Origin of the sequence: Streptomyces sp. NBC_01268, from assembly GCF_036240795.1 — a bacterium.
GTDB lineage: Bacteria > Actinomycetota > Actinomycetes > Streptomycetales > Streptomycetaceae > Streptomyces.
This window is the reverse complement of sequence record NZ_CP108454.1, coordinates 1,323,277-1,336,070: the sequence shown is the minus strand read 5'-3', so window position 1 is coordinate 1,336,070 and position 12,794 is coordinate 1,323,277. Positions and strand designations below refer to the sequence as shown.

The following is a 12,794-nucleotide window of genomic DNA, read 5'->3' as shown; positions in this document are numbered from 1 at the left end:
CGACCGGTCGGTCGGACCGGTCCGGAGAGGTCTCGAACCGATCCAGGCTCACTCGGCCGGGGCTCTTCGGGCAATCGATTTTCTGGCAACCGGGCACAGTTCCGGCCAAGCCGGGCCCACGCCCTCTGGACCCGTCCGGAAGCGCACGCTTCACTCACGACCCATGAGACAACGGAAGATCATGAGCATGATCGGCGGCCTCACCCTGGCCGCCGGACTGCTGCTCGCCGCCCCCGCGGCGCACGCGGACGAGGCCCCGACCCCGCCGGCCGAGTTCACCACGGACTGGCACGACCCGCTCACCGCCGCGCCGCCGGTCCCCACCCCCGGCACCCGCAGCTGCGAAGTGACCCTCGCCGAGGCGCAGTTCCGCGACTTCACGCCGTACGAGGGGAGTTACACCCCGCCCAAGGAGTGCGGCACCCGCTGGAACAAGGTGGTCCTGCGTCTCGAAGGGAAGGTGAAGGGACGCCAGTACGACCGGCTCGGGCACCTCTCCGTCGGCGGGGTCGAGATCCTCCGCACCTCCACCCCCGAGCCGTCGCCCGACGGCATCTCCTGGGCGGTCGAGAAGGACGTCACCCGCTACCGTGACACCCTCAGCCGCCCCCAGCCCGTCGAGATGCTCATCGGCAACGTCGTCGACGACACCTACACCGGTGTCATCGACGTCCGCGTCACGCTCACCTTCCACACCGCGCGGGGCAAGGTGAAGCCCGCCGCCGGCACCCCCGACCGGGTCCTGCCGCTCACCGGCGCCACCCTCAGCACGCCGCGCAACACCGAGCGCATCCTGGCCGAGGTGTACGCCACCGGCTCGGGCGGCGGCTGCGAGGAGTTCTGGTACCTCACCGTCCCCGACGCCGCGCCCTACTCCTGCAAGGCCACCGACGGGCCGTACCGCGAGGTGCAGTTCTCCGTCGACGGGCGCCTCGCCGGCATCGCCGCCCCCTTCCCGCACGTCTGGACCGGCGGCTGGTCCAACCCCTTCCTCTGGTACGTGACCCCCGCGCCGCGCGCCTTCGACGTGCAGCCGGTCGTCTACGACCTCACGCCGTTCGCCGCCGTCCTCAACGACGGGCGCGCCCACCGCGTCGAGGTCGGCGTGGCCGGTGTCCCGGCCGGCCAGTCCGGCTGGAGCGTCCCCGCCAACGTGCTCCTCTGGCAGGACGAGGGCAGCACGGTCGTCACCGGCGCCCTCGACCGGCACGAGGCCGGCACCCCGCGCAACTCCTCCGTCCACACGCCCGGTTCGCCGGACCGCCTGGACACCACCGGCGGCCACACCCTCACCGTCTCCGGGCACCTGAACACCTCGCACGGCCGGGTCTCCACCACCGTCACCCGCACCGTCGACCACCGCTCCGCGCACCGCTGGGGCGCCGACGAGAACCCGGACGCGCTCACCGCGTCCTGGACCGACGACGAGACGGTGTCCGTCGGCCGGACGGTGACCCGCACCCACCGCGCGTACTCCATGGACGGCGAGATCACCGTGGGGGCCGACAACCGCCTGCGGACCGTCCTCACCGTCGGCGACCGGTCCTCCGTCGACGTCGTCCGCGACGGCCGGCGCCTGTCCTGGTCGCGGCTCGACGACACGTACACCGGAGACGCCGCCTTCACCCTCGGCGTCCCGCGCGAGCAGCGGCACGCGGTCGGCACCAGCGCCGAGCGCTACCGCCTCCACGGCTCCGGGGGCTGCTACGACCGCTCCGTGAAGACCGTCCAGGGCACCCTCGTGGAGGACCTGCGACGCTGCTGAGCGGATGCGGTGCGGCCGGTGAGCGGTGATCCTGGAGAGGAGCACAGCCCGCCAAGGAGGCTCGGATGAGCGTGATGGACAAGCTCAAGCAGATGCTGAAGGGTCACGAGGACAAGGCCGGCCAGGGTATCGACAAGGCCGGTGACTTCGTCGACGAGAAGACCCAGGGCAAGTACCGCAGCCAGGTCGACACCGGCCAGGACAAGCTCAAGGAGCAACTGGGCACGGACCGGCCGCCGCAGGACACACCGCCGCCGCAGTAGCCCCCTGACGTGGCGCCCTCCGTCGCAGGGGCGGGACCACCCCGCCCCTGCGACGCGCGGCGTCCGGAGTCATGTCGAGCCGGCTCCCCGGGGCCGGCAGGTCCTGCTCACGGCCGGGTGGAACGCTCCAGCTCCAGGAGGGCGGAGTGGTAGCTGCGGCCGGTGGCCCGGTCCATGCCGATCTCGCACATCCGGTTCGCCGACAGGTGCGCGTCGAACGGTCGGGCCGTCACCTCCGCCGCCTCCTTCGCCGTCGCCGAGGCGGTCAGCTCCGGGTGCAGCATGCCCCGGTCCCCCGCGAAGGCGCAGCAGCCGGCGTCCTGGGGGACGACGACCTCCTCCGCGCACGCCCCGGCGAGCGCCGTCAGCCGGTCCTCGTCGCCCAAGTGGCGCATGGAGCAGGTCGGATGCACGACGGCGGAGCCGATCCGGTGGCGCACGTCCAGCCGCGGCAGCAGCTCGTCCGCCGCCCACACCAGGGAGTCGAGCACGGTCAGCTCGGCGTGCAACGCCCGGTTGTCGTCGGTGAGGTACGGCACCACCTCGTGCGCGATGCCGAGCGTGCACGACGAGGCGTCCACCACCAGGGGAAGCCGCCCCCCGGCCGTCCAGCCCCAGGCGGCCTCGACGATCCGGTTGGCCATCACCTCGTTGCCGCGCTCGTAGCCCTTGGAGTGCCAGATCGTCGCGCAGCACGTGCCGGCGACGTCGTCGGGGATCCACACCGGCCGCCCGGCCCGGGCCGAGAGCGCCACCACCGCCTCCGGCAGCGAAGGGCCCCGGTGGCCTTCGGGGTTTCCGAAGATCCGGTTCACGCACGCCGGGTAGTAGACGGCGAAGGCGGCCGGCCGGTGGGTGCGGGGGAGCCGGCGGGGGGCGGCGCCCGGGATCTCGGGCAGCCACTCCGGTACGAGATCCGGCCGCACGGCTTTGCGCGCGAGGCCCGTCACGGAGCCGAGCAGCCGGTCCCCGATCCGCTCGGCGGCTCCCACCGCCAGCCGTGCGGCGGCCTCCACGGCACGGAACTCCGAGGCGGCGAGCGCGGCGATCCGCTCCTCGCGCGCGGAGTGCCGCTCGTGCCGGAACTCCTTCATCAGGGCGCCCGTGTCGATCCCGACCGGGCAGGCCAGCTTGCAGGTGGAGTCGCCGGCACAGGTGTCGACGGCGTCGTACCCGTACGACTCCAGGAGGCTGCTCTCGACCGGCGAGCCGTCGGCCTGGCGCATCATCTCCCGTCGCAGCACGATCCGTTGGCGCGGGGTGGTCGTCAGGTCATGGCTGGGGCAGGTGGGTTCACAGAAGCCGCACTCGATGCACGGATCGGCGATCGGCTCCACCGTCGGAATGGTCTTCAGGCCGCGCAGATGCGCCTGCGGGTCGCGGTCCAGGACGATCCGGGGGGCGAGGACCCCGTCGGGGTCGATGACCTCCTTGGTCCGCCACATCAGTTCCGTCGCCTTGGGCCCCCACTCCAGCTCCAGGAAGGGCGCGATGTTGCGGCCGGTGGCGTGCTCGGCCTTCAGCGAGCCGTCGAAGCGCTCCACGGCCAGCTTGCAGAAGTCGTCCATGAAGCCCGCGTACCGCTCGACGTCGGCGGGGTCGCCGGCGTCGAAGGCGAGCAGGAAGTGCAGGTTGCCGTGGGCGGCGTGCCCGGCGACGGCGGCGTCGAAGCCGTGCCGCGCCTGGAGTTCGAGGAGCTCGGCGCAGGCTTCGGCGAGCCGGGCGGGCGGCACTGCGAAGTCCTCCGTGATCAGCGTCGTGCCCGAGGGGCGCGAGCCGCCGACCGCCGTCACGAACGCCTTGCGGGCCGTCCAGTAGCCGGAGATCGTCCCGGCGTCCCGGGTGAAGGCGTTGGTCACGGAGCCGACCGGGGCGACCAGTCCGAGCCCCTCCATGACCCGGGCGGCCGCCTGCTCGTACGCCTCCTGCCGGGCCTCGTCGGGCGCGCGGAACTCCACCAGGAGCGCGGCCGTCTCCTTGGGCAGCTCCGCCCAGTCGGCCGGCACCCCGGGCACCTTCACCGAGGCGCGCAGGGTGTTGCCGTCCATCAGCTCGACGGCCAGGGCGCCCGCGTCGTTGAAGAGGGGCACGGCCGCCGCCGCGGCCGGCAGGGACGGGAAGAAGAGCAGGGCGGTGCTGACCTTCCGGTCCAGCGGCAGGGTGTCGAAGACGACCTCGGAGATGAACCCGAAGGTGCCCTCCGAGCCCACCATCAGACCGCGCAGGATCCCGACCGGGGTGTCCGCGTCGAGGAAGGCGTCGAGGCGGTACCCGTTGGTGTTCTTGATGGCGTACTTGGCGCGGATCCGCGCGGTGAGCTCCGGGTCCGCCTCGATGTCCGCCTTCAGGGCCAGCAGCCCCGCGCAGAGCCGCGGTTCGGCCCGGGCCAGCTCTTCGTCGGCGGCCGGGTCGGCGGTGTCGACGACGGTGCCGCTCGGCAGCACGAAGGTGAGCGAGGCGACCGTACGGTACGAGTTCCGGGTCGTTCCCGCGGTCATGCCGGAGGCGTTGTTGGCGACCACGCCGCCGATCGTGCAGGCGATCGCGCTGGCCGGGTCGGGGCCGAGCACCCGGCCGTACGGCGCCAGCGCCGCGTTGGCCCGGACCACCGTCGTGCCCGGCCGGATCCGGGCCCGGGCGCCGCCGTCCAGGACCTCGACGCCGGCCCAGTGGCGGCGCACGTCGACCAGGATGTCCTCGCCCTGCGCCTGCCCGTTGAGGCTGGTCCCGGCCGCCCGGAACACCACCTCGCGGCCCTTGCCGTGCGCGTACGAGAGGACGGCCGAGACGTCGTCGATGTCCTCGGCCACCACCACGACCTGCGGCACGAACCGGTAGGGGCTGGCGTCGGAGGCGTACCGCACGAGGTCCGAGATCTTGGACAGCACCTTGCCCGGGCCGAGGACGGCGGTCAGCTCCTCCCGCAGGTGCTTGGGAGTGCCACGGGCCTGGAGGTCCGGCACCCGGTCGGGTGCCGCGCGTCGCGGCGTACCGGCGCGCAGGGACTGCGGGTTCGGCTCCAGTACGGGCATGGCCAGGGCTCCCCTCCGGCGAGGCCGTGCCCCGGGCTCAGCAGGCGCGCCCGGGACCGCGGTCGACCAGGGCGGACAGCAGACCTCCGAGCACCTCGCGCTGTTCGACGGTCAGTGGGGCCAGCATCTCCTCTGCGGCGGCACGGCGCGCGCTGCGCAGCTCCCTCAGCGTGTCGCGTCCGGCGTCGGTGAGCTCGATCCGCACCACCCGGCGATTGCTCGGATCGGGCGCCCTGCGCACCCGTCCGGCCGCCTCCAGGCCGTCGACGAGGCTGGTCACGGCCCGGGGGACCACTTCGAGCCGGGCCGCGAGATCCGCCATCCGGGGCGGCTCCTCGTAGTGCGCGACCGTCCGCAGCAGCCGGAACTGGGCGGGGGTGATGCCGACCGGCTCCATGTACCCCTTGTGGGCGCGCTGCAGCCGGCGGGTCAGGCGGAGCAGCTGCTCGGCGAGGAGGCCGTCGGGGTCGGGGGCGCGATCGGGGGCGCGATCGGAGGTGCTCATGCCGGGAATGCTATCAGGACCATGTTCATTGTGAGTATAGGTAACAATGAGCTAGGCTCCGATGCAGTCGCCTGGCACCGTCATCGAACCCTCGTAGGAGCCCATGCATCCGCACGACGAGTCCACCTGGACGCCTCCCTCCCGTGAACCCGGCCGCACCGAGGAGCCCGCGCAGCTGCGGCGCATCCTGCGGCTCTTCCGCCCCTACCGGGGCCGCCTCGCCGTCGTCGGCCTGCTGGTCGGCGCGTCGTCCCTGGTCTCCATCGCCTCGCCCTTCCTCCTGAAGGAGATCCTCGACACCGCGATCCCCCAGGGGCGCACCGGGCTGCTCAGCCTGCTCGCCCTCGGCATGATCGTGACCGCCGTGGTCTCCGGCGTCTTCGGCGTGCTCCAGACGCTGATATCCACCACCGTCGGCCAGCGCGTCATGCACGACCTGCGCACCGCGGTCTACGCCCAGCTCCAGCGGATGCCGCTGGCCTTCTTCACGCGCACCCGCACCGGCGAGGTCCAGTCCCGGATCGCCAACGACATCGGCGGCATGCAGGCGACGGTCACCTCGACCGCCACCTCCCTCGTCTCCAACCTCACCGCCGTCGTCGCCACCGTCGTCGCCATGCTGGCGCTCGACTGGCGGCTCACCCTCGTCTCCCTGCTCCTGCTGCCGGTCTTCGTCTGGATCAGCCGCCGGGTCGGGCGCGAGCGCAAGCGCATCACCACGCACCGGCAGAAGCAGATGGCCGCCATGGCGGCGACCGTGACCGAGTCGCTCTCCGTCAGCGGCATCCTGCTCGGCCGCACCATGGGCCGCGCCGACTCCCTCACGAAGTCCTTCGCCGAGGAGTCCGAGCGCCTCGTCGACCTCGAAGTGCGCTCCTCCATGGCCGGACGGTGGCGCATGTCCACCATCGGCATCGTGATGGCCGCCATGCCCGCCCTGATCTACTGGGCCGCGGGCCTCGCCCTCCAGGCCGGCGGCCCCGCCGTCTCCCTCGGCACGCTCGTCGCCTTCGTCTCCCTCCAGCAGGGCCTGTTCCGGCCCGCCGTGAGCCTGCTCTCGACCGGCGTGCAGATGCAGACCTCGCTCGCCCTCTTCCAGCGGATCTTCGAGTACCTCGACCTGCCCGTCGAGATCACCGAGCCCGCCGAGCCGGTCCGCCCCGCGCGCGTCTCCGGCGAGGTCGCCTTCGAGAAGGTCGCCTTCCGTTACGACCCCGAGGGCGAGGGCCGTCCCACCCTCGACGGCATCGACCTCACCGTCCCCGCCGGCGGCAGCCTCGCCGTCGTCGGCCCCACCGGCTCCGGCAAGTCCACCCTGAGCTACCTGGTGCCCCGGCTGTACGACGTCACCGGGGGCCGCGTCACCCTCGACGGCACCGACGTGCGCGACCTCGGCTTCGACACCCTCGCCCAGGCGGTCGGCGTGGTCTCCCAGGAGACCTACCTCTTCCACGCCTCCGTCGCGGAGAACCTGCGCTTCGCCAAGCCCGACGCCACCGACGAGGAGATCGAGGCCGCCGCCCGCGCCGCCCAGATCCACGACCACATCGCCTCGCTGCCCGACGGTTACGACACCCTCGTCGGCGAGCGCGGCTACCGCTTCTCCGGCGGCGAGAAGCAGCGCCTCGCCATCGCCCGCACCATCCTGCGCGACCCGCCCGTGCTCATCCTCGACGAGGCGACCAGCGCCCTCGACACCCGCACCGAGCAGGCGGTCCAGCAGGCCATCGACTCCCTCTCCGCGGGCCGCACCACCATCACCATCGCGCACCGGCTCTCCACCGTCCGCGACGCCGACCAGATCGTCGTCCTCGAGGCCGGACGGATCGCCGAGCGCGGCACCCACGAGGAGCTCCTCGCCCGCGACGGGCGGTACGCGGCGCTGGTGCGCCGGGACGAACACACGAACGTGGGAGCGGTTGTTCCCCAGAACGTGTGATCGTGCCGCTTTTCGTTGCCTCGCTCCCGTACGGCGTCGCATGATTACGGAGCGCGAGCGACGGGCTGCAGACCGCGACCGCGCAGTCCCACAGAAACGCTCTGTACGAGGAGAAGCACCACCATGAACGTCATCACCAACCTGCTCGCCGGCGTCCTCCACTTCCTGGGCTGGCTCGTCTGACCCTCACGCCCGGCAGGAAAGCGGCGCCGTCGGCCCCCCGTCCCAGGGGACCGGCGGCGCCGCCGCGTGTCCGGCGCTCCCCGGATTCGCGGACGCACCGGGTTAGCGTGCGCCCATGACGTACCGGTCCTGGCAGCCCCAGCGCCGTCGCCGCCGCACCCGCCTGACCCGGCGCGGCCGCTTCGCGCTCCTCCTGGGCGCCGCCCTCGCCGTCGCCGCCGCGATCACGGTGCCGCTGCTGCTCGGCGGCCAGGGGCGGCCCGCGCCGGAGAAGCAACGCACCCTGCTCATCCCGGAGGGCTGGAGGGCCGGAGAGGTGTACGCGGCCGTCGACCGCTCGCTCGGCCTGCCGGAGGGCACCACCCGCCGCACCGCCCAGTCGCAGGCCACCGGTCTGGCCCTGCCGCCCGCGGCCGGGGGCAACCCGGAGGGCTATCTCTTCCCCGCCACGTACCCGGTGGTGAAGGCCACGACCCCGCAGGGCCTGCTCCGCTACATGGTCGACACGGCGGGCCGGCGCTTCGGCGGCGAGCGCGTCACCGAGGGCGCCCGGCGGCACGGGATGAGCGTCCACCAGACCGTGATCGTCGCGAGCATCGTGCAGGCCGAGGCCGACAGGGCCGACGACATGGCGAAGGTGGCGAGGGTCGTCTACAACCGGCTCGGCCGGGGCATGGCCCTTCAGATGGACTCCACGATCAACTACGCCCTGGGGCGCGACACCGTGGACACCACCCACCAGGACACCCGCATCGACAGCCCCTACAACACCTACGAGCGCCGGGGCCTGCCCCCGTCGCCCATCGGGAACCCGGGTGACGCGGCCATGGCGGCGGCGATCGCCCCGGCCGACGGCGACTGGCTCTACTTCGTGACCGTGCGGCCGGGCGACACCCGTTTCACCGCGAGCTACCCCGAACACCAGGCCAACGTGGCCGAGTTCAACGAGCAGCGACGGGCTGCGGGGCGCGCCTGAGGAGCCGGCGGATCTCGCCGACCGCCGCCCGCCCGGCGCGGTTGGCGCCGATCGTCGAGGCCGAGGGGCCGTAGCCGACCAGATGGACGCGCTCGTCGCGCACCGCCCTGGTGCCCTCGACCTGGATGCCACCGCCCGGCTCGCGCAGCCGCAGCGGCGCCAGGTGGTCGATCGCGGCCCGGAAGCCGGTCGCCCACAGGATCACGTCCGCCTCGACCGTCCGCCCGTCGTCCCAGGCCACCCCGGTCGGGGTGATCCGGTCGAACATGGGCAGGCGGTCCAGGATCCCGCGCGCGCGGGCGGAGCGGATGGCGTCGTTCAGGGGGAGGCCGGTGACCGACACGACGCTCTGCGGGGGCAGGCCGCGCCGTACCCGGTCCTCCACGAGGGCGACCGCCGCCCGGCCCTCGACCTCGCCGAAGGGGCCTTCGCGGTAGACGGGCTCGCGGCGGGTGACCCAGGTCGTCTCCGCGGCGACCTCGGCGATCTCCATCAGGTGCTGCGTGCCGGAGGCGCCGCCGCCGACCACGACCACCCGCTTCCCGGCGAAGGCCTCGGGCCCGGGGTACCGGGCGGTGTGCAGCTGGCGGCCGCGGAAGGTCTCCTGCCCCTGGTAGCGGGGCCAGAAGGGGCGGTCCCAGGTGCCGGTGGCGTTGATCAGCGCGCGAGTGGCGTACACGCCCTCGGAGGTCTCGACGCGCAGCCGGCCGTCCTCGCCCTCGCGGACCGCCGACACCTCCACCGGGCGGTGCACCCGCAGGCCGAAGGTCTCCTCGTAGTCGGCGAAGTAGCCGCCGATCACCTCGGAGGAGGGCCGGGCGGGGTCCGCCCCGGTCAGCTCCTTGCCGGGCAGCGCGTGCATCCCGTGGACCTTGCCGTACGTGAGCGAGGGCCACCGGAACTGCCAGGCGCCGCCGGCGCGCGGGGCGTGGTCGAGGACCACGAAGTCCCGGTCGGGCTCGAACCCGGTGCGCCGCAGGTGGTAGGCGGCGGACAGCCCCGCCTGCCCGGCGCCGACGACGACCACGTCCACTTCGCGTACCCCGAAATCGTTCACGGTTCCACCAACCGTGGGCGGGGCGGGGATCTTCCCGGCCCGCCCACGACGCCATGGGCGAGGAGGCCGACCGGCTACCGCCCGCCGCCGGACACCAGGAGCGGAGCCCCGCCCGGTGCGGAGGCCGGGCGGCCGTTCGCCGCCGGGACGCCGAGCAGCGGCGAGGCGGAGACGGCCGGCAGCAGACCGCGCGCAGCCAGCTCCGGCGTCACGCCCTCCCCGAACCAGTACGCCTCCTCCAGATGCGGATAGCCCGACAGCACGAAGTGCTCGACACCCAGGTCGTGGTACTCCTCGATCCGGTCGGCCACGTCCGCATGGCTGCCGACGAGCGCCGTCCCGGCCCCGCCCCGAACCAGCCCCACGCCCGCCCACAGGTTCGGCGCGATCTCCAGCCGGTCCCGGTCGAGCGTGCCGCCCCCGTGCAGCGCCAGCATCCGCTGCTGGCCCACCGACTCGCTGCGCCCCAGCGCCGCCTGGGCCGTGGCCACCGTCTCCTCGTCGAGATCGGCGAGCAGCCGGTCGGCCGTCGCCCATGCCTCGCGCGCGGAGTCACGGGAGATCGTGTGCAGCCGGATGCCGAAACGGACCTCGCGGCCCCGCTCCTCCGCGAGCCCCCGGATCCAGTCGATCTTCTCCTTCACCTGCCACGGCGGCTCGCCCCAGGTCAGGTAGACGTCCGCGTGCTCGGCGGCGACCGGACCGGCCGCCGCCGAGGAGCCGCCGAAGAAGATCTCCGGCAGCGGGTCCGGCGGCAGCGCGGTCAGCCCGCCGTCCACCTGGTAGTGGACGCCCTCGAAGTCGTACGGCTGCCCGCTCCACACCCCGCGCACCACCCGCAGGAACTCGGCGGTCCGTTCATAGCGCTGGTCGTGGCCGAGGAAGTCGCCGTAGCGCCGCTGCTCGGCCGCGTCGCCGCCGGTCACCACGTTGAGCAGCAACCGGCCACGGGTGATCCGCTGATACGTCGCCGCCATCTGGGCCGCGAGCACGGGGGAGACGACCCCCGGCCGGAACGCCACCAGGAACTTGAGCCGTTCGGTGTGCTGGGCGAGGGCGACTGTGGTCAGCCAGGAGTCCTCGCACCAGGTCCCGGTCGGCGTGAGGACCGCCTCGAACCCCAGCCGCTCGGCCGCCTTGGCGATCTGCGCCAGGTACTCGACGTCCGGGGCCCGCACCCCGCTCGTGCGGCCGATGCCGCCGTCGCCGTACACGTGCCGGTCGACGAGGGTGCGGCCGTCGCCGCCGGTCGGCAGGAACCAGTGGAGATGGACGGTCATCGGGAGCTGCCCTTTCGGTGGCCGCACGCCGGGGTGGCCGACGGCGGCGGGTGGGTGACGGAGCGGGACGTGCGGGAGGGGAGGGGAGGGGGAGGGCGTGGGTGTGAGGAGGGAAGGGAGGCGGAGGGCGGGGCGTGCGGGAGGGGCAGGGGAAGGCGGGTGCGTGGGGGCGGGTGACGGTGGCGCGCCGGGACGGGCGGGGGCGGGTGGGTCAGGCGGCCTGCGGCACGGTCGCGTCCGTCGCGACTCCGAGCTCGGCGAGCAGGCGGACGCGCCGAGCGGAGAAGGCCGGATCTGCGGGGGAGCGCGGCCGGTCGAGGGCGACCGGCGTGTCGTACGCGATGCCTCCGCCGCGCATCACGAGCACCCGGTCGGCGAGCAGCAGCGCCTCGTCGAGGTCGTCGGTGACCAGGAGCACGGTGCGGCCGCCCCGCGCCCACCACTCCCTCACCCGGCGCCGGGCCGCCGACGCGGCCCGCGCGTCCAGTGCCCCGAACGGATCGTCGAGAAGGAGGAGATCGGGATCCCGCACCAACGCCCGAGCCAGCGACACCCGTGGGCCCGGCGGGCCGGACGGCGCACCGCGCCACACCCGTTTCCACGGCGACAGGCGCGGCGCCCGGGCCACGAGGGCCCGTCGGCGCGGCACCAGCACGGTGCCGCTGACCTCGCGGTCGAGCCCGGCGAGCACCCCCAGCAGCGTCGACCTTCCGGAGCCGCTCGGCCCCAGCAGGGCGGTGAACTGCCCGGCCGCCAGGCTCAGATCGAGCCCGTCGACGACAGCGCGTCCGTCGAAGGAACGGGTCAGACCGCGGACGGTCACGGCCCGGGGAAGGTCGGTCGCCATCACGGCAGCAGCCTTTCGGGAGTGCGCACGCCGCCCTCGGCGAGGAGGACGTGCGCGACGAGGCGAGGAAGGACCCGGGGTACGCGTCAGCACCCAGGGACACGCGCACGGACAGGACACGTACGGCCACCCGCATCACGCGCACGCGCGCCCACGGCTGTCACCGCGTCAGGAAGCCGGGGGGCCAGGGGGCACGGAACGGGAGCCCGGGAACAGGAGGCCAGGAACAGGCAGGCCCGGAAGGGAGGAGAGGGAGACGTCAGCGGCCGCGACGACACGCGGCGGAAGCCACCCGCAGCAGGTCGATGTGACCGCGCGTGGTGAGCAGGGCTGTACGCAACATGACGCGAACGTAGCGAGCCGTCCCGAGCCGGGTCAACGGTGTCTCGGAGCGTGGACGCGCGATCCCGGCCCGTGAACGGCAGGATGGGGCCCATGCCCTTCAGCACCACGATCCTCAGCCTCACCACCGGCTCCACGGAGACCGTCACCGACCTCACGCGCCACTGCGAGGACTTCCTCTCCCGCACCGCCCAGGGCGCCGACGGCCTCCTCAACCTCTTCGTCCCCCACGCCACCGCCGGCCTCGCCATCCTGGAGACCGGCTCCGGCAGCGACGACGACCTCCTCTCCGCCCTCCACCACCTGCTCCCCGCCGACGACCGCTGGCAGCACCGCCACGGCTCCCCGGGTCACGGCCGCGACCACGTCCTCCCCGCCCTGGTCCCGCCGCACGCCACGGTGCCGGTGCTGGGCGGACGCCTGGAGCTCGGGACCTGGCAGTCGATCTGCCTGGTCGACACCAACAAGGACAACCCCGTCCGGCAGGTGCGGCTCAGCTTCCTGGGCTGAGCGCGGGCCGGGCCCCGACTGAGCCGGAAGGGCGGAACCGGGCCTGCTCCGCATCCGCGGACCCCCGGTGTGGTGAAGCATCGACACAGGGGCGT

General features: G+C 73.6%; 11 protein-coding genes. 5 read left to right on the top strand and 6 right to left on the bottom strand.

Annotated features, from left to right (window positions below):
- Positions 1–163 precede the first annotated feature (163 nt).
- Both OG309_RS05575 and OG309_RS05570 read left to right on the top strand, forming a co-directional pair.
- Positions 164–1,765: a peptide-N4-asparagine amidase gene (locus tag OG309_RS05575; protein ID WP_329418633.1), complete on the top strand. Its 1,602-nt coding sequence runs from the start codon at positions 164–166 to the stop codon at positions 1,763–1,765.
- 65 nt (positions 1,766–1,830) lie between these two features.
- Positions 1,831–2,028, top strand: coding sequence for an antitoxin (locus OG309_RS05570; RefSeq protein WP_329418632.1), 198 nt, complete (start codon positions 1,831–1,833; stop codon positions 2,026–2,028).
- A 107-nt stretch (positions 2,029–2,135) separates the two neighbouring features.
- On the opposite strand, the gene OG309_RS05565 is transcribed toward OG309_RS05570, so the two are convergent.
- Positions 2,136–5,060 carry an FAD-binding and (Fe-S)-binding domain-containing protein gene (locus OG309_RS05565; protein WP_329418631.1) on the bottom strand — a complete coding sequence of 975 codons (2,925 nt, stop codon included), beginning with the start codon at positions 5,058–5,060 and terminating at the stop codon, positions 2,136–2,138.
- Positions 5,061–5,097: 37 nt separating this feature from the next.
- On the bottom strand, positions 5,098–5,565 hold the full coding sequence (locus OG309_RS05560) for a MarR family winged helix-turn-helix transcriptional regulator (RefSeq protein ID WP_329418630.1): 468 nt from the start codon (positions 5,563–5,565) through the stop codon (positions 5,098–5,100).
- Positions 5,566–5,668: 103 nt separating this feature from the next.
- Here OG309_RS05560 and OG309_RS05555 point away from each other — a divergent pair, with 103 nt between their 5' ends.
- Positions 5,669–7,504: an ABC transporter ATP-binding protein gene (locus OG309_RS05555; RefSeq protein WP_329418628.1), complete on the top strand. Its 1,836-nt coding sequence runs from the start codon at positions 5,669–5,671 to the stop codon at positions 7,502–7,504.
- Between the two features lie 298 nt (positions 7,505–7,802).
- Positions 7,803–8,663, top strand: coding sequence for an endolytic transglycosylase MltG (mltG, locus tag OG309_RS05550; protein WP_329418627.1), 861 nt, complete (start codon positions 7,803–7,805; stop codon positions 8,661–8,663).
- On the opposite strand, the gene OG309_RS05545 is transcribed toward mltG, so the two are convergent.
- The 4 genes from OG309_RS05545 to OG309_RS38125 all read right to left on the bottom strand — a co-directional run bounded on the left by OG309_RS05545 (position 8,629) and on the right by OG309_RS38125 (position 12,190).
- On the bottom strand, positions 8,629–9,720 hold the full coding sequence (locus tag OG309_RS05545) for an NAD(P)-binding domain-containing protein (RefSeq protein WP_329418625.1): 1,092 nt from the start codon (positions 9,718–9,720) through the stop codon (positions 8,629–8,631). The two genes, mltG and OG309_RS05545, sit on opposite strands and share 35 nt — an antisense overlap.
- A gap of 74 nt (positions 9,721–9,794) precedes the next feature.
- Entirely contained in the window at positions 9,795–11,000 is a 1,206-nt protein-coding gene (locus tag OG309_RS05540; RefSeq protein ID WP_329418624.1) for an LLM class flavin-dependent oxidoreductase, read from the bottom strand.
- Between the two features lie 211 nt (positions 11,001–11,211).
- Positions 11,212–11,847 (bottom strand): ATP-binding cassette domain-containing protein, encoded by a 636-nt coding sequence (locus OG309_RS05535; RefSeq protein ID WP_329418623.1) that lies wholly within the window; start codon positions 11,845–11,847, stop codon positions 11,212–11,214.
- 259 nt (positions 11,848–12,106) lie between these two features.
- Positions 12,107–12,190 (bottom strand): putative leader peptide, encoded by an 84-nt coding sequence (locus OG309_RS38125; RefSeq protein ID WP_352027631.1) that lies wholly within the window; start codon positions 12,188–12,190, stop codon positions 12,107–12,109.
- Between the two features lie 92 nt (positions 12,191–12,282).
- On the opposite strand from OG309_RS38125, the gene OG309_RS05530 reads away from it, so the two are divergent.
- Complete coding sequence (locus tag OG309_RS05530; RefSeq protein WP_329418621.1) at positions 12,283–12,699, top strand: secondary thiamine-phosphate synthase enzyme YjbQ; 417 nt, start codon at positions 12,283–12,285, stop codon at positions 12,697–12,699.
- Positions 12,700–12,794 lie beyond the last annotated feature (95 nt).

What these genes read in the sequence shown, in the direction of transcription:
- OG309_RS05575 (WP_329418633.1), top strand. Translation starts at nt 164, where the DNA reads ATGAGACAACGGAAGATCATGAGCATGATCGGCGGCCTCACCCTGGCC.
- OG309_RS05570 (WP_329418632.1), top strand. Translation starts at nt 1,831, where the DNA reads ATGAGCGTGATGGACAAGCTCAAGCAGATGCTGAAGGGTCACGAGGAC.
- OG309_RS05565 (WP_329418631.1), bottom strand. Translation starts at nt 5,060, where the DNA reads ATGCCCGTACTGGAGCCGAACCCGCAGTCCCTGCGCGCCGGTACGCCG.
- OG309_RS05560 (WP_329418630.1), bottom strand. Translation starts at nt 5,565, where the DNA reads ATGAGCACCTCCGATCGCGCCCCCGATCGCGCCCCCGACCCCGACGGC.
- OG309_RS05555 (WP_329418628.1), top strand. Translation starts at nt 5,669, where the DNA reads ATGCATCCGCACGACGAGTCCACCTGGACGCCTCCCTCCCGTGAACCC.
- mltG (WP_329418627.1), top strand. Translation starts at nt 7,803, where the DNA reads ATGACGTACCGGTCCTGGCAGCCCCAGCGCCGTCGCCGCCGCACCCGC.
- OG309_RS05540 (WP_329418624.1), bottom strand. Translation starts at nt 11,000, where the DNA reads ATGACCGTCCATCTCCACTGGTTCCTGCCGACCGGCGGCGACGGCCGC.
- OG309_RS05535 (WP_329418623.1), bottom strand. Translation starts at nt 11,847, where the DNA reads ATGGCGACCGACCTTCCCCGGGCCGTGACCGTCCGCGGTCTGACCCGT.
- OG309_RS38125 (WP_352027631.1), bottom strand. Translation starts at nt 12,190, where the DNA reads ATGTTGCGTACAGCCCTGCTCACCACGCGCGGTCACATCGACCTGCTG.
- OG309_RS05530 (WP_329418621.1), top strand. Translation starts at nt 12,283, where the DNA reads ATGCCCTTCAGCACCACGATCCTCAGCCTCACCACCGGCTCCACGGAG.